Genomic DNA, 21837 nt, shown 5'->3' on the forward strand with positions numbered 1-21837 from the left:
GCCGCCACCTCCCTACGCTGGAAGCTTTACCAGTCTTGGGAGATTGCCATGTCTCACAGAATTACTTGCGCGGCCGCCCTCACCCTGGTCGCGCTGGTCGCGTGCCAGCGCATGCAACCGTCGGAGGACTTGCTGCGCGACGCGCGCCAGGCGCATGGCCGCGGTGAAGACCGCGCGGCAGTGATCCACCTGAAAAATTTGCTGCAGCATGAGCCCGGGCATGGTGCGGCGCGCCGCCTGCTGGGCGAACTGCATCTGGCGCAAGGCGACCCCAGTGCGGCCGAAAAGGAACTGCGGCGCGCGCTGGCACTGGGCCAGCCGCGTCCCGAAGTACTGCCCTTGCTGGTGCGTGCCCTGCTGGCCCAGGCGGCGCACCAGGGGCTGCTCAATGAACTGCAAGCCGAAAGCGCGACGCCCGCCGTGCTGGCCTGGCGCGGCCACGCCCAGTTGGGGCTCGGCAAGCTGGACGATGCCGGCCAGCTTTACGCCCAGGCCCTGCACCAGCAAGCCGGCCTGGGCGAAGCCCACCTGGGTCAGGCCCGCCTGGCCTTGCGGCGCAGCGATGCCGGCGGCGCCTACGACATCGTCGAACGCGCGCTGGCGGCCAACCCGCACGACGTGGACGCCCTACGTTTCAAGGGCGACCTGCTGCGCTCGCGCGGCAAGCCCGATGTCGCGCTGGCGGCCTATCAAGCGATCCTGGCCCATGACCCGAACAATGTGCAGGCGCATGCCGATATCGCGGCGACCCAGCTCCAGCTGGGCAAGCCGGACCTGGCACGCCAGCAACTGGCGGCCGCGCGCAAGCTGCAGCCAGGCAGCCTGGTGGTGTTGTACACCCAGGCCCTGCTCGACTTTGCGGAAGGCAAACACAAGGCCGCGCTGGAGCAGGTGCAGCTGGTGCTGCGCGCCGCGCCGGGCCATATGCCCAGCTACCTGCTGGCGGCGACAATCGAACTGGCGACCGGCACCGTGGGCCAGGCGCGCGCCCATATCCAGCACTATCGGCAAACCTTGCCCAACGAAGCCTACGCCCTCCGCCTGCAAGCCCAGTGCGACCTGCGCGACGGCAAACCGCAGGATGCCCTCGACTTGCTGGAGCCAGCCCTGGCGGCCGGTTCGCAGGACGTCGACCTGTTGGCGCTGGCGGGCGAAGCGGCGATGCGCCTTGGCAAACATGAAAAGGCCGGGCGCTGGTTCGGCCAGGCCAGCAGCCTGGCGCCCGAGTCGAGCCTGCTGAATGCCGCCAGCGGGGTGAGCCTGCTGAACCAGGGCCAGCATGGGCGCGCCGTCGAGGCGCTGGAGCTGGCGGCACGCAAAGATGGCGCGGCATCCCGCGCCGGCGCCCTGCTGGTCATGACCCACCTGCGCAGCCGCAACTTTGCCCAGGCCATGGCGCAGATACGCGGCATGGAAGCGCAGGGCGACAACCCGGCCGTGCAGAACCTCAAAGGCGGCGTGCTCCTGGTCAGCGGCGACCTGGCTGGGGCGCGCCAGGCCTTCAGCCGCGCGCTGGCCATCGATCCGGGCCACGCGCCCGCCCTCGACAACCTGGTGGAGCTGGACCTGATGGAGAAGAAAGTGCCGCAGGCGCGCCAGCGCTACCAGGAGGCCCTGGCACGCCACGGCACCAGCCTGCCGCTCATGATGGCGCTGGCGCGCCTGGAGGCGCGCGTGGGCAATACACCCGCGGCACTGGCGGTGCTGGAGCGTGCCAGCAGCGCCCATCCCGACGCCCTGGCACCGGCCCAGGCCCTGGCCGCGCTCTACCTGCGCAACGGCGAAACGGCCAAGGCACTGGTGCTGGCGCAGCGCATGCAAGGCAGCCAGCCCAACCAGGTGGCGGCGCTGGACTTGCTGGCCCAGGCAGCGGCGGCCGCCGGCAAGCACGCATTGACACTGGATGCCCTGCAGAAGCTGGCTGTCCTGCAAGCTGCCAACGCCGACCTGCAACTGCGTATCGCGCGCACCCATATGGTCTTGCAGCAAAAACCGGCCGCCCTGCAGGCCGCGCGCAAAGCCATCGCAGTCGCCCCCAACCGCGAGGATGCCTTGGCCCTCGCCAGCGCGCTGCTGATCGATGGCCGCAACTTTGACGATGCGCGCAAACTGGCGCGTTTGGCCCAGCAGCGGCAGCCGGCTGCGGCCATCGGTTTCAAGCTGGAGGGCGACGCCCTGCTTGAGGAAGGAAAATTCGAGGCCGCCGTAGCCGTGTATGAACGCGGGCTGGACTTGCAGCGCAGCGGGCCCATGCTGATTGCCTTGCACCGCGCCCTGCATGCAGCGGGCAGGAAAGAGGAGGCGCAGCGCCGCATGCACGAATGGCTGGCGCGGCAGCCGGCAGACCAGCCGACACGCCTCTACTATGCCAGCCATTTGCTGCAGGAGCGTGACCATGCCGCAGCGCGGCGCGAGTACGAAGTGCTGCTCGAACGCGATCCCGACAATGTGCTGGCCTTGAACGACCTGGCCTGGGCACTGCTGCAGCTGAAAGACCCGGCGGCGCTCAAGCCGGCGGAACGGGCCTACAAGCTGGCCCCGGCCAACCCGGCCGTGGCGGACACCCTGGCCTGGATCCTGACCGAAAGCGGCAAGCCGGCGCGCGCCGTGCCGCTACTGAAAAAAGCACTGGAAACCGCGCCGACATCGGCCGATATCCGCCTGCATTACGCCCACGCCCTGTTCCGCAGCGGCGACAAGCGCGGCGCGCGCCAGCAGTGCGAACAACTGCTCGCGCTGCCGGGTTTTGCCCATCGCGCCGAGGTCGAAGGCTTGCTGGCGCGGCTATAAGGCGTCGGCGGCTTTTACGGCAACACCGTGCCAGCCCGGAAGTGCGGGCTGGCGCGTTCCTTGCAGCATGGCTCACAACCAACCACAGGAGCATGCCATGCCTATCAAACGCCAACACCTTGCCGCTGCGCTCATGGCCTCGCTGGCCCTGGGCGCAGCGGCCCGCGCCACGCCCGTCGCCCCTTTCGTCCTGCAGACGCCGGGCATGGTGGAAGTCAAGTACAGCGGCTACCTGGCACGCAGCAGCGACAATGGGAGCGGCCTGCGCGAGGCCAGTTTTGCGGTCGGCTATATGACCAGCATCCACGAAATGGGCAATCCGTCCAACCAGCTCTGGCACACTGGCAAGGACAACCAGAGCATCTCCTTCATGATGTACGGCGCCGGTGATTACTCGGTCATCCCCGGCAGCGGCCCATTCGGCAACCAGGTCATGAGCGCCGGCTGCACCAACGCGGCCTTTGGCTGCGACGGCAAGATCCACCTCGATCTCTACCTGGACAAGCTGGCCGGCGGCACCAACCCGGGCTTTGGCCTGGGCGGCATCAAGGCCTCGCAGCGGCAAGGCTTCAGCAGCATGGGCGCGATGACGGATGGCGACCTGCTGATGCGCTGGGAATTTGTCCCCGGCCTGCTGCCGCCGACCGCCACCGCCAGCGGGCCGGGGATCACGCTCTACCAGCATTTGAACGGCACCACCTCGCCATCCTCCGGCTACGGCAGCTACCTGGCGCGCTGCGTAGGCGGCGCGGCGTGCGCCTATTTCAGCAGCGGGTCGCAGCAGGGCGGCGCCGACTTCTACGGCACCAACACCATGACGCAGCTGCTGGCTGCGTCGGTGTTTGCCCAGAACGGCTGGATCACCCGCCTGTCGGACCCGGTGATCGCCCAGGTGACGCTGGATCAACCGTCGGGCGCCTGGCTGCTGCCGCTCGGGCTGGCCGCCCTGTTGGCCATGCGCCGCCGTCAGCGCGGCGCATAGCGCCCGGGCGCGATGATGCGCTGTGGGTCCAGCGCGGCCTTGATGCGCGCCACCGTTTGCCAATAGCTGTCGAGGCCGTCGTCCAGCGCGGCCACCGACTGAGGGGGGACGCGGTAAGGGATGTAGCCCTCCGCCAGCAAACGCTGGAAGGCCGCGTCATAGCAGGCGTGCGCCCGTTCGGTCTCGCCCGCATCCTCCCGGTCGAAACACACGGTCAGCACGCCGCCCAGCGCGCGCTCGTTGATCATGCTGTAGGTGGCGAACAGGTCGAAGCGGTGCGCCGCGAACAGCGTTTGCACCAGGCCATGCACTTTCAGCAGTTCGCTGCCGCGCAAGGGTAGCACGGGTGCCAGCCACATCATGCCGCAACCGTCGCGCGCCGGATTGGCGCCCTGTGGGAAGCCGGGCGGCCAGCCGCCGCGCCGGCGCCAGTAGGCGCCGGCCAGGAAGCGCCCATCCGGCACCCCGCGGTTCATGTTCAGCAGCGAGCGGCCCAGCTCGACCTGGGCCGCCAGGCGGCGCCCCAGGCGCCCCGGCCCTAATAGCCGCGCGGCGGCGGCGCCCAGGGCCAGCGCCCGGTCGTCGATGAAACGCAGGCGTGCCAGCTTGCCGAGCGCGCGCCGCAGCGCCCGGCGCGCGTCGGCGATCTGCGCCGGCCGGCCATACAGCGCGGCCGACACCGTCCACGCGCCGATCCCAGCGCCGCCACACAGGCGCGCGCGCAGGTGCGGCGGCAAGGGCGGCCCCTGCGGCACTTCGGCGGCGGGGAACACCATGCCGCCCGAGAGCACGCGCAGGTCGTTCCCGATATGCACCACGCTGCGCAAGGTGCCGTCCAGGCGCAGCGGACGCAAGGCATCCACCATCGGCGCGATCGCGTCAAAGCTGCCGACAGTGGCGACCAGGTGGCTGACCATTGCGGTCTGCGGCATCAGCCAGAAGCCGAGGCTGGTGACGATGCCGAAATTCGATTGCGTGAACAAGCCATCGAGCCAGGGGCCGACGCCATAGGGATACAGATGGGCGGCACGGGCGCCGCTGAAATGGCCGAAGCCGGTATGCAGGGTTTCGCCGTCGGCCAGCACAATGCGCATGCCGGCCATGTGCAGCATGCGGTTGCCATAGGGAGTGTGGCCGAAGCCGCGCTCCAGGATATTGCCGACCAGGCTGGTGTCCGGCCCGGCGCCGGTGCAATCCATCCACAGCGGCGCCCCGTGCTCGACCAGGTAGGCCGCCAGCTGCGCCTGGGTCACGCCCGGCTCAAGCACGGTGTACGCCAGCTCGCTGTCCAGGTGCAGGATGCGCTGCATGCCGCCCAGGTCGACAATCACCTGCCCTGGGCCCGGCGGGCAGGCGTCGCCATAGCCCCAGTTGCGCCCCGTGCTCAGCGGATAGAGCGGAATGCCGGACCTGGCGGCGATGCGCACCACCGCCACCACTTCCTCATGGGTCAGGGGGTGCAGCACCGCCAGCGGCATGACCGGCCGGGCCGACGTGCTGGCGGCGTACGGCGCCAGCTCTTGCGGCGCGTTCAGGACCCGGGCGGCGCCCAACAGGCCGCGCCAGTCCGCCAAGGCTTGCGTGATCGCGGCGCCCATCGTCAGTTCCTCCCCTCACGCAGGCGCACGGTGATACCGGCTTCGTCCGCCGGCGAGAAAAAATAGGGATAGAAGGAGCGTTCGCTGGCCGCGTCCATGCGCCCGCCGAACTTCTCGATCTGCTCGCGCATATGGTCCAGGTCCAGGCGCAGCAGCACGGCCGGCGCGCCCACCCGGTTGCAATGGCGTTCCGGCGCCAGGGTGTGGAAACCCAGCATGCGCCGGTAGAACATGACATGGCGCGGATTGACTTCAATCACATAGTCGGTGGCGCCGTGCAGGTTATGGGCGTACACGTAGGAAATGTGGATCAGGGCGGCAAACACGCGCATATTGACATTGCGGTCGATCGCGAGCCGGGCCGGTTCGCACAGGCGCCGCCCTTGCTGGCGCAGGCCACTCAGGATGTCGGCAAAATTCTCATCGGCGGGCAAGCCGATCTGCGGGTCGTCCAGGCACAGTGACATAGTACCAACCGTCTCGCCCTTGTTGTCGGCTGCCAGCGTGATGCGGTTGGGCAAATGCGGCGCGTGCGGATCGACTTCGTAGCCGCGCCAGCCATACATCTTTTGCAGCAGGACGCTGGCGGCCTCGCGCTGGCCGGATGAATTGGCCAGGCGGATGTGGAACAGCTGTTCATCCAGCGGCTGCACCGACTGCTGGTCCGAAGCACTCTCCTCAATCAACAAGGAAACAATTGCGTTTGGGTCCACGATGTGTCCTCCTCTGGGAATTAGGCTTGGACACGACAAGAGCGGCAAGGTTCCGCCCGCGTCGGATTTCTTTTCATGGGGTGGCTGGGCCGGGGCAGGACGGCATGGCATGGATGCTGCTGGTAGGGCTATGCCGGCAAACTCGCCGCTTTCCCCGGAGATTCCGCCATGAAAACATTCTGCAAGCAGTGGTTGGCAACAGCAGCCGTAGTGGCTGCCAGCTTTGCCAGCGTTCCCGCCCAGGCATCGACCTTCGCCTCGGCCATCCTCGACATCAACAACTTCCGTCTGCTGCATTCGGGCGGCACGGCCTACAGCACGACCGACTTCACCGTGCTGACCGGCACCAACGATGCGCATGCCACCGCTTCGCTGAACGGGGTCTTCGCCAACGGCGCGCAGTCGTTCGGCATCCTGAGCGGCCTGCAACCGAACGTACCGCACCAATGCGTCGGCGCCCCCTGCCCAGCGCTGCCGGAGAATAACTTCCTGCCCTTCCCCAGCCCGCCACCCGTGCCCGGCACGTTCGGCTATGCCGACCAGGACCTGACCGGCGCCGCCATCACCATCGGTGCCACGCCGGCCGGCGCCCACGCGCGCACCCGCGCCGACGCCTCCACCGCGCAAAACGCGATTGCTTCCGGCAATTCCTCGGTCGGCACCTCGACCACCTTTGCCTTCACCCTGGGCGCCTCCGATACCATGACCATCTCGTTCGACGGCACCCCGTTCAGCCAGGCCTTCGTGTCGGTCGGCGCGGGCGCGACCTCGAATGCCAACGCCCGTCTCTCGTGGTCGATCAACATCATTGACCTGGCCAGCAACTCCTCCGTCTTCAGTTACTCCCCGCCGGAACTCAACGGGCTGAGCGCAGTCAGCCGCACCGACGGCGGCCCTGGCCTGACCACCTACGATCCCGGCACCGCAGCCTTCCTGGCCGTAACGCCGCTGCTGCTGGCCGGTACCACCTACCAGATCACGATCGAACACAATACGCTGGCCAACGCCTTGCAGCAGGAACTGCCGGAACCGGGGTCGAAGGCCGCGCTGGCGATCGGCATGCTGGCCATGTCGCTGGCCATGCGCCGTCGCCAAACTTGACACGCGTTGTTGACGGGCCTCAAAGGTCGGGCGGGTTGGCCGGGCGAGCCGGAGACCCGCCCATATAATCAAAGCTCCAGGCCCGACCACATGGAGCATCTGCGCATGGAGCACTTCTACAGCCAACTGCTATCGAGCCTGAAAGGCATTTGGAAGCACCGTTGGGCGGGGTTCTGCACCGCCTGGTGCCTGGTGCTGGTTGGCTGGGCCAATGTCTACTGGATGCCCGACGAGTACCAGTCGTCGGCACGCGTCTATGTCGATACGCAAAGTGTGCTCAAGCCGCTGATGGTGGGCATGACCAGCGTGCCCAATGTGGCGCAGCAAGTCTCCATCATGAGCCGCACCCTGCTCAGCCGGCCCAACCTGGAGCGCGTGCTGCGCATGGTGGACCTGGATGTGAAGGCGGTTACGCCGCGCGAAGTCGATGCCCAGGTAAACGAGCTGCTGAAAGCGATTCGCATCCAGGGCACGGGCACATACGACATCTACACCATCACCTACAACAACGCCGATCCGCGCCAGGTGCGCGATGTGGTGCAAGCCCTGCTCGCCATATTTGTGGAAGGCAGCTTCAAGGGCAAAAAGGGCGACTCGGAAAAGGCGGTCCAGTTCATCGACGAGCAAGTGCGCGGCTACGAGGAAAAATTGTCGAGTGCAGAAAACGCGGTCAAGGAGTTTCGCCTCAAACACAATTTCCTCTTGCCGCGCGAGGGCCAGGACTACGGCAGCAAGCTGCTGCAAGCCAGCGAAGCGCTCGGCAATGCGCAGCTGGAACTGGCCGAGGCCGAGCAGGCCCGCAAGGCACTGGAAGCCCAGTTTGGCGGCGATGAGCCGGTGCTGGTGGCCGGTGTGGCGCCGGGCGGGCAATCCGAACTCGACAGCCGCATCAGCACCTTGAACAAAAGCCTGGACGCGCTGCGCTTGCAGTACACCGACCAGCACCCCGACGTCATCTCCACCGTGCGCCTGATCGGCCAGCTGGAAGAGAAGCGCCGCCTGGAACGCCAGAAGCAATCCGCGTCGGGCGACGCGGCACAGCAATACAGCCCGTTGTTCCAACAGATGAAGGTGGCGCTGGCCGAGGCGGAAGCCCGGGTCGCGGCCTTGCACGCCCGCGTCGATGCGCTGCGCGAGCGCCAGACCCGGCTGCAGGAACAGCGACTCGCCGTGCCGGAACTGGAGTCGCAGCTGGGCCAGCTGACGCGCGACTACCAGGTGAACAAGGAGAACTACGAAAAGCTGGTGGGCCGGCGCGAGGCCGCAAAGCTGTCGGGGGAACTGACTACCACCACCGAGATGATGAGCTTCAAGATCATCGACCCACCCACCCTGCCGCAGCGACCGATCGGCCCCAATCGCGCGCTGTACTACAGCGCTGTGCTGGCACTTGGCCTGCTGGGCGGCTGTGCGGCGGCGCTGGGCCTGGCGCAGTTGCGTCCCACCTACCTCAGCGCAGCGGAACTGCGCGCCGGCACCGGCCTGCGCGTGCTGGGCACGATCGCGATGAACTGGACCGATGAGGAAAAGCGCAAACTTTGGCGCGACAGGCTGGGTTTCGGCGCCGGCAGCGTCGGCCTGCTCCTGTGCTATGGCGGTGTGATGGCCTACACCTTGTTGTTCAGCTGATAGGAGGGAACCATGCAACTGCCGCCCAGCCTGCTGGAAATGGCGCCGCCAATCGAGAAGGGATTTGCCGACATCAACCTGGTACGCTTGCGCCAGCGCGGTATGGTGACGCACGAGAGCGGCCGCACCCCGGTGGCGGAGGATTTCCGCATCATCAAGCGCCATTTGCTGAACGACGCGCGCGCCAGCGGCGCGAAAGCGATCCCGAATGGCAACCTGATCGTGGTGACCAGTGCCCTGCCCGGCGAAGGCAAGACCTTCTGCGCCATCAACCTGGCCATGAGCATTTCCATGGAAAAGGATGCGCGCGCCTTGCTGGTCGATGCCGATGTGGCCCGGCCATCCGTGCTGAAGGTGCTCGGGGTGCAAGCCGAACGCGGCCTGATGGATGTGCTGCTGGACGGCAGCGTGGACTTGTCGGATGTCATCTTGCGCACCAACGTGCCGTCGCTGACCTTGCTGCCGGCGGGGCCGGCCAGCCGCCATGCGACCGAGCTGCTGGCCAGCCGCAATATGAGTCGTCTGCTGGAAGAACTGGCCAACCGCTATCCGGACCGCATCATCATCTTCGACTCCCCGCCCCTGCTGCTGACCACCGAGGCCAGCGTGCTGGTATCGCAGATGGGGCAGTTGGTGATGGTGGTGGAAGCCGAGACCACCACCCAGGCTGCCGTGCGCGATGCCCTGGCCCGTATCGAGCATTGCCGCAATGTGAACCTGGTCTACAACAAGTCGCGCGCCTTCAGCGGCGCCGAGTACTACGGCTACTACGAATGATGGAGACCCTTGCCATTGCGGCGTTGCTGTTCCTGTGCGCCTATATCCTGCACAAGGTCCGGCATATGCACTTGCTGGTGCACGCCTTGCGGGACGATACACGGCACGGCCACACCACCCTGTTCCGCCAGCTGGAAGCGCTGCAGGGCCTGTACATCAGCCTGGGGCTGCGGCGCGCCTTGCCGCTGACGCGCGGCTGGGCCGCTTCGCCTGACTTCCTGCAGGAGCTGGCCGCGCACGCGCTGGACGAAAAGCCGCGCTGCGTGGTCGAATGCAGCAGCGGAATCTCCACCCTGGTACTGGCGCGCTGCATGCAATTGAACGGCGGCGGCATGGTGTACAGCCTGGAGCATGATCCCGTCTATGCCCGCCGCACGCGGCGCCAGCTGGAACTGCACGGCCTGGGCGCCTGGGCGACGGTGCTCGATGCGCCATTGACCCTGCAGGCATTCGGCGGCGCCACGCAGGTCTGGTACGACAGCGCCAAGCTGCCCGCCGATGCGGCAATCGATATGATCGTGATCGACGGGCCGCCGCAAGCGGTGGCGGACGCGGCGCGCTATCCGGCGGGCCCGGTACTGTTCCCGCGCATGGCACCTGGCGCCAAGGTGTTCCTGGACGATGCGGAGCGCCCCGGCGAGCAGGCCGCGCTGGAACGCTGGGCCAGGGAATTCCCGGACCTGGAGATCGAGGCCTTGCCCTGTGAGAAAGGCGCGGCGGCCCTGCGCTACCGGCCCGCCGCGTGAAGGCGCGCGATGCGCTCGACTTCTCCGGCTTCGTAGGGTTGCGCCGCCACGTAGGCCGCGCGCGCAGTACGCAGCCCAGCAATGCGGGCGCTGATGGTTTCCGGGAGCAGCTCGCTGCCGAAACCATCGTCGCCTGCGGGGCCGCCAGCCAGGCGCGCCAGGATGGCATCGCCCACCGACTCGCGATAGTGCGAGGTCTCCCAGTAATTGCGCATATCCGAGCGGTCGCCTGCGCGCGGGACAGCTTCGCTGGTGACGCTGTTGAAACCTGAGAAGTCATAAATGCGCACGTCGCAACCGGCGGTGCGCAACTGCTGCCCCATGCCCGCCAACCCCTCCAGCCAGGCTTCGTACCGGGCTCCCTTGCCGGCACGGTACAGGGCATCAATTGTCATCGCATGTGTCGGATTGACGTACAGCCGCCATTGAAGGCCGCAGGCGCCGCGGATGGTATCGCCCAGTGCCGGCAGTGCCCTGTCGGACGGTCCCTCGCCGCGCAGGAATTCGCGGGTACGCGCGCCGACCACCGCGCCCGTACCACCCCAGCCAGCAATGCGATGCCGCATGCAGGCGCCGTCGCGCTGGCCGTACCTGGCCAGGCTGGCATGGCACACGGATTCCGCCCGCCCGCGCAGTATCGCCAGCGACTCCGCTGTCATATCCATGCTGACCGCACGCTGCAAATCAAGCAGGGCGCGACGGGCCAGGTAGTGTTCATCGCGCGCCAGCAAACCGGGTTCCAGCTCGCTATTGCCCTGGCTTAGGGTGAAGGACGGCGCATCCAGGCCCCAGATGACCCCGCGCAACGGGGCTGCCTGGCGCGCATGGCCCAGCATGCGTATCGCGTCGCCCAGCGTGGCGCCAGACAGGGCAGCATTGAACACCCGCGCCGGCCCGCCGGCGGGCACGGCCAGTCCCAGTTCGGTACGCGAGTTGCCGAGGTAGATGGTGTCGGGCCGGTAGACCGCGATGGCATAGGTTTTCCCCCAGGCGTTCAGCCTTTCCACCGGCTGGCGCAGGCGCTGCACCTGCGGCGACTCCCATTGATGGATGAGAAAGGGATCGACCGCGTAGTTGATTCCGGCCACTCCTGCCACCAGTAGCGAGGGGAAGCCTGCGGCTATGGCGAGATAGGTCTTCATGTCAGAATTGGAAATAGAGGAATTCGGTCGGTCGATTCATGCTGAAAATACAGGCAAGGAGCAAGGCCGCCACGCTGCTTGCATGCGGCAGCGATGCGCTCCAGCGCCGCTCCATCAACTGGCGTGTATTCGGCGCAAACCAGGCCAGCACGGCGGCGGCGAACAGGAGCGGCAGGCCGATTCCCCCACCGTCCACCCATTGCAGTCCAGGCCCGCCCAGGCCACGCGGCAGACCCAGGCCGTGGAATCCCGCCATGCCCGCCCAGATCTCCAGCGCCGCCGCCATGTCCGGCGCACGGAATGGCACCCAGGCCAGCAACACCGCGAGGAAGGTCAAGGGGCGATCCCACCAGCGCGCCGCCCCTGCCGAGAATTGCTGGTGCACGACCAGGAACAAGCCATGCAGGCCACCCCATACAAGGAACGTCCAGCCGGCGCCGTGCCAGGCGCCGCCCAGCACCATGGTCAGCATCAGGTTGCGGTGGCGCGCCCAGGGCCCATGCCGGTTGCCGCCAAGCGGGATGTACAGGTAGTCGCGCAGGAAGCGCGACAGCGTCATATGCCAACGCCGCCAGAAGTCGGCGATATTGCGCGCCTGGTAGGGTGAGTTGAAGTTCTCCGGCAAGCGCACGCCAAACAGCAGGGACAGGCCGATGGCCATGTCCGAATAGCCGGAAAAATCGAAGTACAGCTGCATGCTGTAGGCCATGGTGCCGATCCACGCGTCCAGCAACCGGGGCGCGGCGCCGGCCGAGAAGACCGGATTGGCCAAAGGCGCCAGGTTGTCGGCGATGAGGACTTTCTTCGCCAGGCCAATGGCAAAGATGGTCAAGCCAGCGGCAAGATCCTCCGCGCGCAAGCCTTGCCCGTTGCGGAACTGCGGCATCATCTGCGCGTGATGCAGTACCGGCCCGGCAACCAGATGCGGAAAGTAGCTGACGAAGAGCACATATGGCCCGAAATGCGGCTCGTGTGCCTTCCCGTGCCAGCAATCGACCAGGAAGGCGATCTGCGTGAAGGTGAAGAAGGAGATGCCGATGGGTAGCGGCAGCCCGGGGTCGATGCCGAACAGGAAAGCCGCGTACTTGAACCAGACCAGCAGGCCGAGATTGATCGCCAGCGCACCGTAAAAGACCAGGCGCCGCAGCATGCCTCCCTGCCTGCACATGGCCCGCCCGGCGGTGAAGTTCAGGCAAATGGAGATCAGCAGGAGCGGCAGGAACCGCCAGTCCCACCAGGCATAGAAGAACAGCGAGCATATCGCCAGCCACATGACGCCATGGCGCCGCAATAGTTGGTAGCCCGCCAGGGCCAATGGCAGGAACAGGAAGATGAATGCGAAAGAATTAAACAGCACCGTGCGCCTCCGGTACGAGTTCGCGATAGCAGTCGGCCACCTGGGCCGCCACCCTCTGCCAGGTGAACGCTTCCACCAACGCTTGTACACTTGCGCGCTGCGGCGGGCGGCTCGCCAGCGCCACCATGGCTTCGCGCAGGCCCGCAGCGTCATTCCACGCCACTTTGCGCAGTATCTGCTCCGCGCCGTCGATATGCAATGCGCTATCCTGGGTCATGACGACCGGCGTGCCAGCCGCCAGCGCTTCCAGCACCGAAAGCGGGAAGATCTCGCCGCGGCTGGGCAAGGCGACCACCGAGGCGGCGGCAAAGGCGCTCGCAAGCAAGGGATCATGGTGCTCCAGCGCGCCCATCCAGCGCACCCAGGGCGACTTCAGCACGTTTTGCAGGTAGGCGTGGTCCTCGCGCGCCACGGGTCCGATCAGGACCAGCGGCAGTTCGCTGCCCGCGAGCGCGTGCGCCAGCCCCAGCTGGTTCTTATACGGCGAGATGGCACCCACACACAGCGCGAAGGGTCCGACAATCCCCGTGCGGTGGCGGAACTGCTCCGGCTGCGCGGTAAAGAACTGGCGGCTGACGCCGTTCGGGAAAATCCGGATCTTGGCGCGGTCGGTGAGAAAGCCGCTGACTATCGCTTCGCGTTCGGCTTCGCCCAGCGCGATCACCAGGTCGGCCAATTGCAGCGCGCGTTTGGTCTGCGCATAGCTGGTCTGCAAACTGTACGACGAAATGCGCCCCGCCAGCCGGTCCGCCACACGGGCGCGCAGGCCGGCACTGCGGTTCCAGCTTGGCGCTACCAGCGGCGACAGCACCACTGGCAGGCCAAGGTCCGCCGCCGATTCGACCAACCGGACATTGCCGTTGAAGGCCGAAAAAACGTGGATCAGGTCAAACTCCGCAAGCTGCTGGCGCGATGGATCGACCAGTTCTGCGGACATGCACGGGTCCAGGTGGTTCAGCGCCGCGATGGTCTCGCGCACCTGGACTTGCAGGCCGCCCTCGCGCTGGAACAGCATAGGATAGGACAGGATACCGACGCGCATAACACCTCCTTCACCTCTGCAGAACAGTACGGCGCAGGAAAACCGCCAGCGGATGCTGCTGCAGCCAAAGCGCAAGGCCCCAGCCAACGGCTGCAGCGGCGCCACCGGAAAGCAACATGGTCTGGCCACCGCCGTCGCCACCGGCCAGCAAGTAGGCCGCGGTTGCCGGCAGCATGGCCGCCACTGCGACAATGGCGCTCTTCTGCATTGGCCGCAGCAGCAGCGCCGCATGCACCCCATACAACCGCCGCAGCACGCGCAGTACCAGCCAGCTGCGCCAGAGCAGGCTCAGCGCCACTGCGGCAGCCATCCAATGCAGGCCTGCCAATCCAGCGGGTGCTAGCATGAGCAGGCGGCCGCCCACCGCCATGGCGTCCAGCCGCGCCTGCGTTCCGATATGGCCCGTAGCCAGCAGCAGGTAACGCACCATGCTGAACATGCTATACAAGGCCGCCGCGCCGCACATGATGCGGATCAAGGGAACGCTGCCTTGCCACTGCGGCCCGTAAAGCAAGTGCACCAATGGTGGTGCGAACAAGCCCGCCAATAGGAAGAATGGCCAGGACAGCACGGTGATGCAGGCCGCTGCGTCAAGATAGGTCTGCACCGGGTCGCCACCTTCGCGCGCCGTTCGTGCAAACAGGGGAAATACGACCGGCGACACGGCGCTGGTGATGGCCTGGTTGAACAAGGACAGCACCGATTGCGCCTTGCCCAAGACAGCCACTTCCTCCGCGCCCAGCAGCTTGCCGGCCACCAGGTCGGGCGCCACCACGCCCACTTCGTCAATGGCGTTGCCGGTGACGGCCAGCCCGCCCGGCCGCACCAGCGCCCGCGCACCGCGCAGCGCCGGGCGCCAGACCATTCCGCTCGGACGCAGGATGATGGCGGCGGCGCAACCCGCGGCAGTGGCGGCAAAGCTGCCCCACGCCAGCGCGCATGGTCCAAGTCCCGCCACGGCCAGGCCGACGGTGGCGGCGAACTGGGTCAGGCCATAGCAGGCGCTGATGCGAAACAGGGCCGCCGCGCGCATTTCCCTGCGCAGCAAGGAGGTAACCTGCGCCGAGAACGGCACCAGCAGGAAGTTCAGGGCCAGGATGCGCAGCACCTCGGCCAGCACCGGCTGGCGGTAGAAGCGGGCCAGCGGCGCCGCGAGTAGCGCCATGAACAAGGCAAGCGCCCAACCGGTGCCAATGGAGAGTGTGAGCAAGGCGCGCTGCTCCTGCTGGCCCATGACCGGCTGCAGCACGAGCAACTGCCCGGTGCCCAGGTCGCGGAAGACCTGCGCCAAGCTGGCCAGCACGGCTGCAATCGCGTATACGCCCAGCTCCGCCGGCGACAAAATGCGCGCCAGAAGCATGGAGCTGGCCAGGGCCAGCAGCACCAGCAGGTACTTCTCGGCGAAGCCGTATGCGAAGTTGCGGGCCAGGCCGGCCATGTCAGACCAAGCCGCTATAAAAAGCTTCGACCTGCGCGCTGACCACCGGCACCGCGTAGCGGGACTCCACCTCCGCCCTGCCCCGCAAGCCCATCTCGGTGCGCCGCTCCTGGTCGTCCAGCAGTTCCGTAATGGCGCGGATGGCGGCCTCCATATCGCCCGGTGGAAGCAGCATGCCGCCGGCGCTATCCTGCAGGATGTCTTCGCTGCCCGGCACGCGGGTCGCCAGCGCCGGCACGCCGCAGGCCATCGCTTCGATGGTGGCGATGCCGAAGCCCTCGCGGCGGCTGACCAGCAAATGCAGGTCCATCGCCGGGATAACGCTTTCGACCTGGGCCTGGTATCCGGTAAAAATCACCCGCCGCGATAGACGCTGGCGTTTGGCCATGTCGCGCAGCGTCGTTTCCATGGGGCCGGTGCCAACCAGCAGCAGCTTCAGGCGCGGCCGCAATGGCGCCATCTGGGCGAAGATCGACAGCAGCACGTCGGGCCGCTTTTGGTCCGACAGGCGCGCCACGCACCCGATCACTTCATCGGTGTCCGCGATCCCCCATTGCCGGCGCGCTGCGGCACGCCGGCGGACGGATGGGTGAAAACGGCGCGTATCGACGCAGTTGGGAATCACCGCAAGCCGCGCCTCGCTCGGCAGCCATTGCTGGTAGAGCGCAAGGAAGCGCTTCATGGCCGAATCGGAGACGCCATAGACACCCTTCACATTGGCCATGGCGCGTTGCAGCAGTTGGCGTTGCCAGTCATTGAACTCGACCGGCGGAAAGGCGTTATGGACGCTGATTACTGCCGGAACGCCGCAACGCTGCGCCAGCCACAAGGCGCTGGCGCCATACAGTGTCCAGCAGAAGGCGATATGCACCAGGTCCGCCTTTTGCCGCCGCAGCGCCGGCGCCGCGAAGGCGAGCGCGCGCAGCCGGTTGGTGCGGCGCCATGGCCACTCCTCCAGCAACGGCGGCACGCTCAGTTCCGCCACCTCCACGCATTCGTCCTGCGCTGACTGGCGCCAGCGCTCGTCGCCGCTGAAGCGCGGCGCGGCCAGCACGCAGTCATAGCCCTGGCGCTTCAGGAAGCGCGCCTCATCCAGCATGCGCAGCTCCATGCCTCCCAGCTCGCCCGAATAACTGGTGATCAGGATGCGCGGCGGCGAAGGCCGTCGTGCGGCGGCCGCCTCGCGGAGATAGCCGCCCAGGTAGGCCAGCTCCCATCGTTTCTGGAAGGCGCGCTCCGGCTGGCGCAGCATGATCGCCGAGCCTAGCCCCAGCAACTCCTCAAGATACTTGCGCAGCATCCAGCGTGGTGCGCCGAACAATTCGGGAAACTGACCCGGCTTGGCCAGGCGGCAGGCGCCGCGCCCATACCGCCGGGCGCGCCCGATGATCCAGGCGGCCTCCAGTTGCGCGGGACGGATATGGTGCGCCACACGGGCCGACGGGCAAAACCAGGACTGGAACCCGGCCCCGTCGAGCAGGCGCGTAAAACTCACTTCGCCGCCCATCGCGTAGTCGCCGCAGGCCGGCCCCATGGTTTCGTCAAAGCGGAAACCCTGGCGGAATACCTCGCCGCGCACGGCCATGTTGGCGCCCCACACCAGGCCCGGATACACCGGCCCCTCCGGCAAGCCGGGATCGGTCAGGCCATACGTCAGGCCGCATGGAACGAGCCGCAACAGCCACGCGGGCGGCACCTGGCCCCAGTCGGGAACGATGCTGCCGCCGAAGATGGCGTACTCCTTTCTCGCGCTGGCAACTGCGGCGTAACGCAGGAGCCAGTCGGGGTCGGGTGTGGCGTCATCGTCGGTGAACACGAACAGACGGGTTTCGGCACCCGCCAGCGCCAGTTCCAGCCCATGGTTCAAGGCTGCGTTCTTGCCGCGCCGGGGTTCATAGGCGTAGTGCAGCGGCAGCTTGCCGGCATAGGACATCAGCAATTCGCGCGTGCCGTCGTCGCTGCCATTGTCCACCACCAGCAGGCGCCAGCCCTCCTCCGGACTATGCAGTTGGGTATAGGCGTCGAGTACTTTCGGCAGGGTCTGGACGCCGTTGAATGTGGCCATCAGCACGGTGAGCATGATTTCCTCCTTGGAAGATCCAGTCTATGCAAGCCCGCAGCACCAGCGCTTGCGCTAACGCAAAGAGGTAGCGCGGAGGCTTTGCTGTAATGGCACTATGCTGACGCGTTATATCCGATCGTTCGCCGAACTGGGCGCCGCCAATGCCGCCTGGTACCTGCTCGCGCGTTGCCTGCAGCTCGTTGGCTGCCGCATGCAGCGCTACCTGTTTGTGGCGCAGCGGGTGGCGCAGCAGGCGATGCGGCCGGGCGCCGGCAGCATCGTGGTGCGCGGCCTGATGCAGCTGGACCAGTTCCCGCCCGCCTATCCGCGTCCATTGCACGTGGTGGCGGCACGCTTCCGGCAAGGCGGGTGCAGCATCGCGGCCTGGAAAGGCGCCGACCTGGCTGGCATCCTGTGGTTCCAGATGGGCGCTTACCAGGAAGATGAGGTGAGAGCGCGCTACTGCCTGCCCTCGCCGGCGTCATGCTGGGACTACGACGTATTCGTGCAACCAGACCTGCGCCTGGGTACCGCCTTCTGCCGCCTGTGGGATGAGGCCCACCAGCGCATGCGCGCGCGCGGCTTCCAGTGGACGTGCAGCCGTATCTCCGCCTTCAATCCGGCCTCGCTGCGCGCCCATCGCCGCATCGGCACCGTGATGCTGGGGAGCGCCAATTTCTTCATCATCGGGCGCTGGCAGCTGATGCTGGCAAGCCGCCCGCCCTATGTCCACCTGTCCGGCGGCGCCATGTCGTGCCCCAAGCTGGTGTTCGATACCGCCACATTGAAGTAAGGGGAAAGCGATAATGGCCGGCTACCTGATCCTGCTTGCCGCGCTGGCGGCCGATTGCGCGCCGTACGTCAAAGGCGCCACCGGAGGCGACTATTACAATCCGGAGCAGGCGCAAGGGCTGGCACTGGTCGAGGCCTATCATTTCGGGCCGGTGGTGGAGGGCTTGCAGCGCGGGCAATCAGCCTCCCTGGGCAGCGATATTGCCTACACGCTGGAGCACTTCCCCAACCACCCGCGCGCACTGTCGGCCCTGGCGCGGCTGGCGCAGCGCCTGCGCAAGGAGCAAGTCCCAGCAACGCGCTTCTCGGTGGAATGCTACTTCCAGCGCGCGATCGCCTTCGTGCCGGAGGACGGCGCGGCGCGCGCGTTGTACGGGGCCTACCTGCTGTCGCTGCGGCGCGACAAGGAGGCGATTGAGCAGCTCGAATCCGCCGTGGCATTGCAGCCGGCTCACGCGGCCGCCTGGTATAACCTGGGCCTGGCCAGGGCGCGCCAGAAGTCCTACCCGGCGGCGCTCGAAGCGGCGCACAAGGCTTACGGCATGGGGTTTCCCCTGCCGGGCCTGCGCCAGCGGTTGAAAGCCGCGCAGGCGTGGCGCGAGCCGGAATTACTTGATCCCGTGGTGACTCATTAGGTCGTACAGGGTTGGGCGGCTGACACCCAATAGCTCGGAAGCACGGGCGATGTTGCCGCCGGTGCGCGCCAGCGCCTTGACCATGACCCGGTACTCGGCGGCGTTGCGCGCTTCGCGCAGGTCGATGCTTTCCGCCTGGGGCGCGCCGGGCGGCAGGCCCAGGTCCTCCAGCGTAATATGCGGGCCGTCGCTCATGATCACGGCACGTTTCACGCAGTTCTCGATCTCGCGCACATTGCCCGGCCAGCCATAGGTTTCAATGGCCAGCAAGGCATCGGGATGGAATTGCAGGCCGGGCCGGCCTTCGGCTTGCAGGAAGCGGTGGCGGAAGTGTTGCGCCAGCAGCACAGCATCGCCAACCCGCTCGCGCAGCGGCGGCACCACCAGCACGATCTCGCTCAGGCGGTAGAACAGATCCTCGCGGAAGCGCCCTTCATCCACCATCGCCTTCAGGTTGCGGTGCGTGGCGCAGACGATGCGCACATCGACCGCGATTTCGCTGCGGCCGCCGAGCCGCTCGATCACCCGCTCCTGCAGGAAACGCAGCATCTTGGCCTGCAGGGGCAAAGCCATGTCGCCGATCTCGTCGAGGAAGAAGGTGCCGCCGGCCGCCAGCTCGATCTTGCCCAGCGTCTGCCGTTCCGCGCCGGTGAAGGCGCCCTTCTCGTAGCCAAACAGCTCGCTCTCGAGCAGGTGTTCAGGTATCGCCGCGCAGTTGATGGCTACCAGGCGCCGGTCGTGGCGCGTGCTGAGCTGGTGCAAGCCGCGCGCCAGCAGCTCCTTGCCGCAGCCGGAAGCCCCCATCAGCATCACGGTGGCCGAACTCGGCGCCACCTTTTCTATGCTGCGGCACACGCGCAGCATGCCGGGATCGCGCGTCACCAGCCCCGCCAGCGGAGAATCGCACTCCGTCTGCAGCATGCGGCGGTTCTCCTGTTGCACGCCGTGCAGGAAGAAGGCGCGATCCACCATCAGGCGCAGCATGTCGCCGTCCAGGGGCTTCTGGTGGAAGTCGTAGGCGCCAAGCGCCATCGCTTTCAGCACGTTCTCGCGGTCCTGGTTGCCGGACAGGACGATCACCTTGGTGTCGGCGGCGATAGTCAACATCTGCTGGAGCAGGAGCAAGCCTTCGCTGGCGCTATCGGGCTCGGGCGGCAGGCCCAGGTCCATGGTGACCACGGCCGGCTGGTGGCGGCGCAACTGGCCGAGGGCGGCGTCGCGATTCCCCGCAAACACCACCTCGTACGCGTCCAGGGCCCACCGCAATTGCTTCTGCAGGCCGAGGTCGTCCTCCACCACGAGCAGTTTTTTCTTGGTCATGGCCCCATCATGCAGCATGCCGGCAGTGGGGCTTTTGAGGCAACGCAACGGCAAATAGTTTATATTGTTGGCTATCTCGCGAAAAAGACAGCCCGAAACCCCATGAAATTCGATGTAGCGATCGTCGGCAGCGGCCTGGCCGGCCTCTCCGTAGCACTGCACCTGGCGGAAAGCCGCAAAGTAGCCATTATCTCCAAACGCGCATTGCTCGATGGCGCCAGTAACTGGGCCCAGGGCGGCATTGCGGCCGTCCTGGACTCCGGCGACAGCCATGCGCAGCATATTTCCGACACCCTGGTTGCCGGCGGCGGCCTGTGCGACGAAGGCGCCACCCGCTTTATCGTGGAACACGGACGGGAAGCCATTGAATGGCTGATCGGTCTCGGTGTGCCGTTCACCCGCGACGCAAGCGCAGAACTTGGCTTCCACCTGACGCGTGAAGGCGGCCATAGCCAACGCCGCATCATCCATGCGGCTGACGCCACCGGCCACGCGGTGCAAGTGACCCTGGAGCAGAAGGTGCGCGCGCACCCGAATATCACCCTGTTCGAGCACCATTGCGCGATCGACGTGATCACCACCGACAAGCTGGGCCCGCGCCCCGCCAATGCCCAACCGCGCTGCCATGGCCTGTACGTGCAGGACGTGAATTCCGGCGAGGTGCACACCATGGCCGCCGAGCATACGGTGATGGCCACCGGCGGCGCCGGCAAGGTCTACCTGTACACCACCAATCCCGACACGGCCAGCGGCGACGGCATCGCCATGGCCTGGCGTGCCGGCTGCCGCGTCTCGAACATGGAGTTCATCCAGTTCCACCCGACCTGCCTGTACCACCCGTATGCCAAATCCTTCCTGATTACGGAAGCGATCCGCGGTGAAGGCGGCCTGCTCAAACTGCCGCCGGAGGCCGGCGCCTCGGCCGGCCAGCGCTTCATGCTGGCGCACGACGAGCGCGCCGAGTTGGCGCCGCGCGACGTGGTGGCGCGCGCCATCGACTTCGAGATCAAGAAGCGCGGCCTGGACTATGTGCACCTCGATATCAGCCACAAGCCGGCTGATTTCCTGATTTCGCACTTCCCGACCATTTATGCGCGCTGCCTGGAACTGGGCATCGACATCACCAAGCAGCCCATCCCTATCGTGCCGGCGGCGCACTACACCTGCGGCGGCGTGGTAACCGACCTGTTCGGCCGCACCGACCTGCCCGGCCTGTACGCGGTCGGCGAGACGGCCTGCACCGGCCTGCACGGCGCCAACCGACTGGCCTCCAATTCGCTGCTGGAATGCGTGGTGATCGGACGCGCCTGCGCCCAGGACATCCTGGCGCAAGACAAGGAAGGCACGCCTTTCCTGCCGGATTGGGATGAGAGCCGCGTCACCGACGCCGACGAAGAAGTCGTCATCGCCCATAACTGGGACGAGCTGCGCCGCTTCATGTGGAATTACGTGGGCATTGTACGCACCACCAAACGCCTGGAACGCGCCCAGCACCGCCTTGCCCTGCTGAAGGAGGAGATCGACGAGTACTACCGCCACTTCCGCATCACCAGCGACTTGCTGGAGCTGCGCAACCTGGTGGAGGTCGCTTCGCTGATCGTCAACAGCGCGTTGCAGCGGCGCGAAAGCCGCGGCCTGCATTTCAGCCGGGACTACCCGGCTACGCTGCCCAAAGCCCTGCCGACGGTACTGACACCCGAGCGCCGTTAAAGC

At 66.7% G+C, this 21837-nt stretch carries 17 protein-coding genes; 9 read left to right on the forward strand and 8 right to left on the reverse strand.

Annotated elements, in window-relative coordinates:
• The first annotated feature begins 48 nt into the window (after positions 1 to 48).
• Together prsT and GTP41_RS17785 are read left to right on the forward strand one after the other, a co-directional pair.
• Entirely contained in the window at positions 49 to 2790 is a 2742-nt protein-coding gene (gene prsT / locus GTP41_RS17780; protein WP_161026916.1) for an XrtA/PEP-CTERM system TPR-repeat protein PrsT, read from the forward strand.
• 97 nt (positions 2791 to 2887) lie between these two features.
• Entirely contained in the window at positions 2888 to 3772 is an 885-nt protein-coding gene (locus GTP41_RS17785) for a hypothetical protein (RefSeq protein WP_161026917.1), read from the forward strand.
• On the opposite strand, the gene GTP41_RS17790 is transcribed toward GTP41_RS17785, so the two are convergent.
• Positions 3757 to 5370, reverse strand: a complete 1614-nt coding sequence (locus tag GTP41_RS17790; RefSeq protein ID WP_161026918.1) for an FAD-binding oxidoreductase — start codon at positions 5368 to 5370, stop codon at positions 3757 to 3759. The genes GTP41_RS17785 and GTP41_RS17790 overlap by 16 nt on opposite strands.
• 2 nt (positions 5371 to 5372) lie before the next feature.
• Positions 5373 to 6083, reverse strand: a complete 711-nt coding sequence (locus GTP41_RS17795) for an N-acyl amino acid synthase FeeM domain-containing protein (protein ID WP_202419782.1) — start codon at positions 6081 to 6083, stop codon at positions 5373 to 5375.
• Positions 6084 to 6251: 168 nt separating this feature from the next.
• Here GTP41_RS17795 and GTP41_RS17800 point away from each other — a divergent pair, with 168 nt between their 5' ends.
• The 4 genes from GTP41_RS17800 (at position 6252) to GTP41_RS17815 (ending at position 10336) form a co-directional block, all read left to right on the forward strand.
• The gene (locus tag GTP41_RS17800; RefSeq protein ID WP_161026919.1) at positions 6252 to 7184 is read left to right on the forward strand and encodes an EDSAP-1 family PEP-CTERM protein; all 933 of its coding nucleotides are present in this window, start codon (positions 6252 to 6254) and stop codon (positions 7182 to 7184) included.
• A 90-nt stretch (positions 7185 to 7274) separates the two neighbouring features.
• Complete coding sequence (locus GTP41_RS17805) at positions 7275 to 8813, forward strand: XrtA system polysaccharide chain length determinant (RefSeq protein WP_229502940.1); 1539 nt, start codon at positions 7275 to 7277, stop codon at positions 8811 to 8813.
• Positions 8814 to 8825: 12 nt separating this feature from the next.
• Positions 8826 to 9590, forward strand: a complete 765-nt coding sequence (locus GTP41_RS17810; RefSeq protein ID WP_161026920.1) for an XrtA-associated tyrosine autokinase — start codon at positions 8826 to 8828, stop codon at positions 9588 to 9590.
• The gene (locus tag GTP41_RS17815) at positions 9587 to 10336 is read left to right on the forward strand and encodes a class I SAM-dependent methyltransferase (RefSeq protein ID WP_161026921.1); all 750 of its coding nucleotides are present in this window, start codon (positions 9587 to 9589) and stop codon (positions 10334 to 10336) included. The genes GTP41_RS17810 and GTP41_RS17815 overlap by 4 nt, the downstream gene beginning before the upstream one ends.
• On the opposite strand, the gene GTP41_RS17820 is transcribed toward GTP41_RS17815, so the two are convergent.
• Genes GTP41_RS17820 through GTP41_RS17840 form a run of 5 tightly spaced genes read right to left on the reverse strand, consistent with a single transcriptional unit; the run spans position 10318 to position 17395 of the window.
• A complete protein-coding gene (locus GTP41_RS17820) occupies positions 10318 to 11478 on the reverse strand; it encodes a hypothetical protein (RefSeq protein ID WP_161026922.1) in 1161 nt (386 codons plus the stop codon). The genes GTP41_RS17815 and GTP41_RS17820 overlap by 19 nt on opposite strands.
• Position 11479: 1 nt before the next feature.
• Positions 11480 to 12835 carry an MBOAT family O-acyltransferase gene (locus GTP41_RS17825; protein WP_161026923.1) on the reverse strand — a complete coding sequence of 452 codons (1356 nt, stop codon included), beginning with the start codon at positions 12833 to 12835 and terminating at the stop codon, positions 11480 to 11482.
• Positions 12825 to 13877: a glycosyltransferase family 4 protein gene (locus GTP41_RS17830; protein WP_161026924.1), complete on the reverse strand. Its 1053-nt coding sequence runs from the start codon at positions 13875 to 13877 to the stop codon at positions 12825 to 12827. Before GTP41_RS17830 ends, GTP41_RS17825 begins: the two co-directional genes overlap by 11 nt.
• A 10-nt stretch (positions 13878 to 13887) precedes the next feature.
• Complete coding sequence (locus GTP41_RS17835) at positions 13888 to 15315, reverse strand: oligosaccharide flippase family protein (protein WP_161026925.1); 1428 nt, start codon at positions 15313 to 15315, stop codon at positions 13888 to 13890.
• 1 nt (position 15316) lies between these two features.
• Positions 15317 to 17395, reverse strand: a complete 2079-nt coding sequence (locus GTP41_RS17840) for a glycosyltransferase (protein ID WP_229502941.1) — start codon at positions 17393 to 17395, stop codon at positions 15317 to 15319.
• A gap of 97 nt (positions 17396 to 17492) precedes the next feature.
• Between GTP41_RS17840 and GTP41_RS17845 the strand changes: the two genes are divergently transcribed.
• Together GTP41_RS17845 and GTP41_RS17850 are read left to right on the forward strand one after the other, a co-directional pair.
• Positions 17493 to 18170 carry a GNAT family N-acetyltransferase gene (locus GTP41_RS17845; RefSeq protein ID WP_161026926.1) on the forward strand — a complete coding sequence of 226 codons (678 nt, stop codon included), beginning with the start codon at positions 17493 to 17495 and terminating at the stop codon, positions 18168 to 18170.
• A 13-nt stretch (positions 18171 to 18183) separates the two neighbouring features.
• Positions 18184 to 18804: a tetratricopeptide repeat protein gene (locus tag GTP41_RS17850; protein WP_161026927.1), complete on the forward strand. Its 621-nt coding sequence runs from the start codon at positions 18184 to 18186 to the stop codon at positions 18802 to 18804.
• On the opposite strand, the gene prsR is transcribed toward GTP41_RS17850, so the two are convergent.
• Positions 18778 to 20124 carry a PEP-CTERM-box response regulator transcription factor gene (prsR, locus tag GTP41_RS17855; RefSeq protein ID WP_161026928.1) on the reverse strand — a complete coding sequence of 449 codons (1347 nt, stop codon included), beginning with the start codon at positions 20122 to 20124 and terminating at the stop codon, positions 18778 to 18780. The two genes, GTP41_RS17850 and prsR, sit on opposite strands and share 27 nt — an antisense overlap.
• A 102-nt stretch (positions 20125 to 20226) precedes the next feature.
• Here prsR and nadB point away from each other — a divergent pair, with 102 nt between their 5' ends.
• Positions 20227 to 21834, forward strand: coding sequence for an L-aspartate oxidase (gene nadB, locus GTP41_RS17860; RefSeq protein WP_161026929.1), 1608 nt, complete (start codon positions 20227 to 20229; stop codon positions 21832 to 21834).
• Positions 21835 to 21837: the final 3 nt, after the last annotated feature.

Origin of the sequence: Pseudoduganella guangdongensis, assembly GCF_009857475.1 — a bacterium.
In the GTDB taxonomy this organism is placed as follows: domain Bacteria; phylum Pseudomonadota; class Gammaproteobacteria; order Burkholderiales; family Burkholderiaceae_D; genus Rugamonas; species Rugamonas guangdongensis.

Bases quoted from the DNA above. Each gene is read 5' to 3' on its own strand.
- prsT (WP_161026916.1), top strand. From the start codon at position 49: ATGTCTCACAGAATTACTTGCGCGGCCGCCCTCACCCTGGTCGCGCTG.
- GTP41_RS17785 (WP_161026917.1), top strand. From the start codon at position 2,888: ATGCCTATCAAACGCCAACACCTTGCCGCTGCGCTCATGGCCTCGCTG.
- GTP41_RS17790 (WP_161026918.1), bottom strand. From the start codon at position 5,370: ATGGGCGCCGCGATCACGCAAGCCTTGGCGGACTGGCGCGGCCTGTTG.
- GTP41_RS17800 (WP_161026919.1), top strand. From the start codon at position 6,252: ATGAAAACATTCTGCAAGCAGTGGTTGGCAACAGCAGCCGTAGTGGCT.
- GTP41_RS17805 (WP_229502940.1), top strand. From the start codon at position 7,275: ATGGAGCATCTGCGCATGGAGCACTTCTACAGCCAACTGCTATCGAGC.
- GTP41_RS17810 (WP_161026920.1), top strand. From the start codon at position 8,826: ATGCAACTGCCGCCCAGCCTGCTGGAAATGGCGCCGCCAATCGAGAAG.
- GTP41_RS17815 (WP_161026921.1), top strand. From the start codon at position 9,587: ATGATGGAGACCCTTGCCATTGCGGCGTTGCTGTTCCTGTGCGCCTAT.
- GTP41_RS17820 (WP_161026922.1), bottom strand. From the start codon at position 11,478: ATGAAGACCTATCTCGCCATAGCCGCAGGCTTCCCCTCGCTACTGGTG.
- GTP41_RS17830 (WP_161026924.1), bottom strand. From the start codon at position 13,877: ATGCGCGTCGGTATCCTGTCCTATCCTATGCTGTTCCAGCGCGAGGGC.
- GTP41_RS17835 (WP_161026925.1), bottom strand. From the start codon at position 15,315: ATGGCCGGCCTGGCCCGCAACTTCGCATACGGCTTCGCCGAGAAGTAC.
- GTP41_RS17840 (WP_229502941.1), bottom strand. From the start codon at position 17,395: ATGCTCACCGTGCTGATGGCCACATTCAACGGCGTCCAGACCCTGCCG.
- GTP41_RS17845 (WP_161026926.1), top strand. From the start codon at position 17,493: ATGCTGACGCGTTATATCCGATCGTTCGCCGAACTGGGCGCCGCCAAT.
- GTP41_RS17850 (WP_161026927.1), top strand. From the start codon at position 18,184: ATGGCCGGCTACCTGATCCTGCTTGCCGCGCTGGCGGCCGATTGCGCG.
- prsR (WP_161026928.1), bottom strand. From the start codon at position 20,124: ATGACCAAGAAAAAACTGCTCGTGGTGGAGGACGACCTCGGCCTGCAG.
- nadB (WP_161026929.1), top strand. From the start codon at position 20,227: ATGAAATTCGATGTAGCGATCGTCGGCAGCGGCCTGGCCGGCCTCTCC.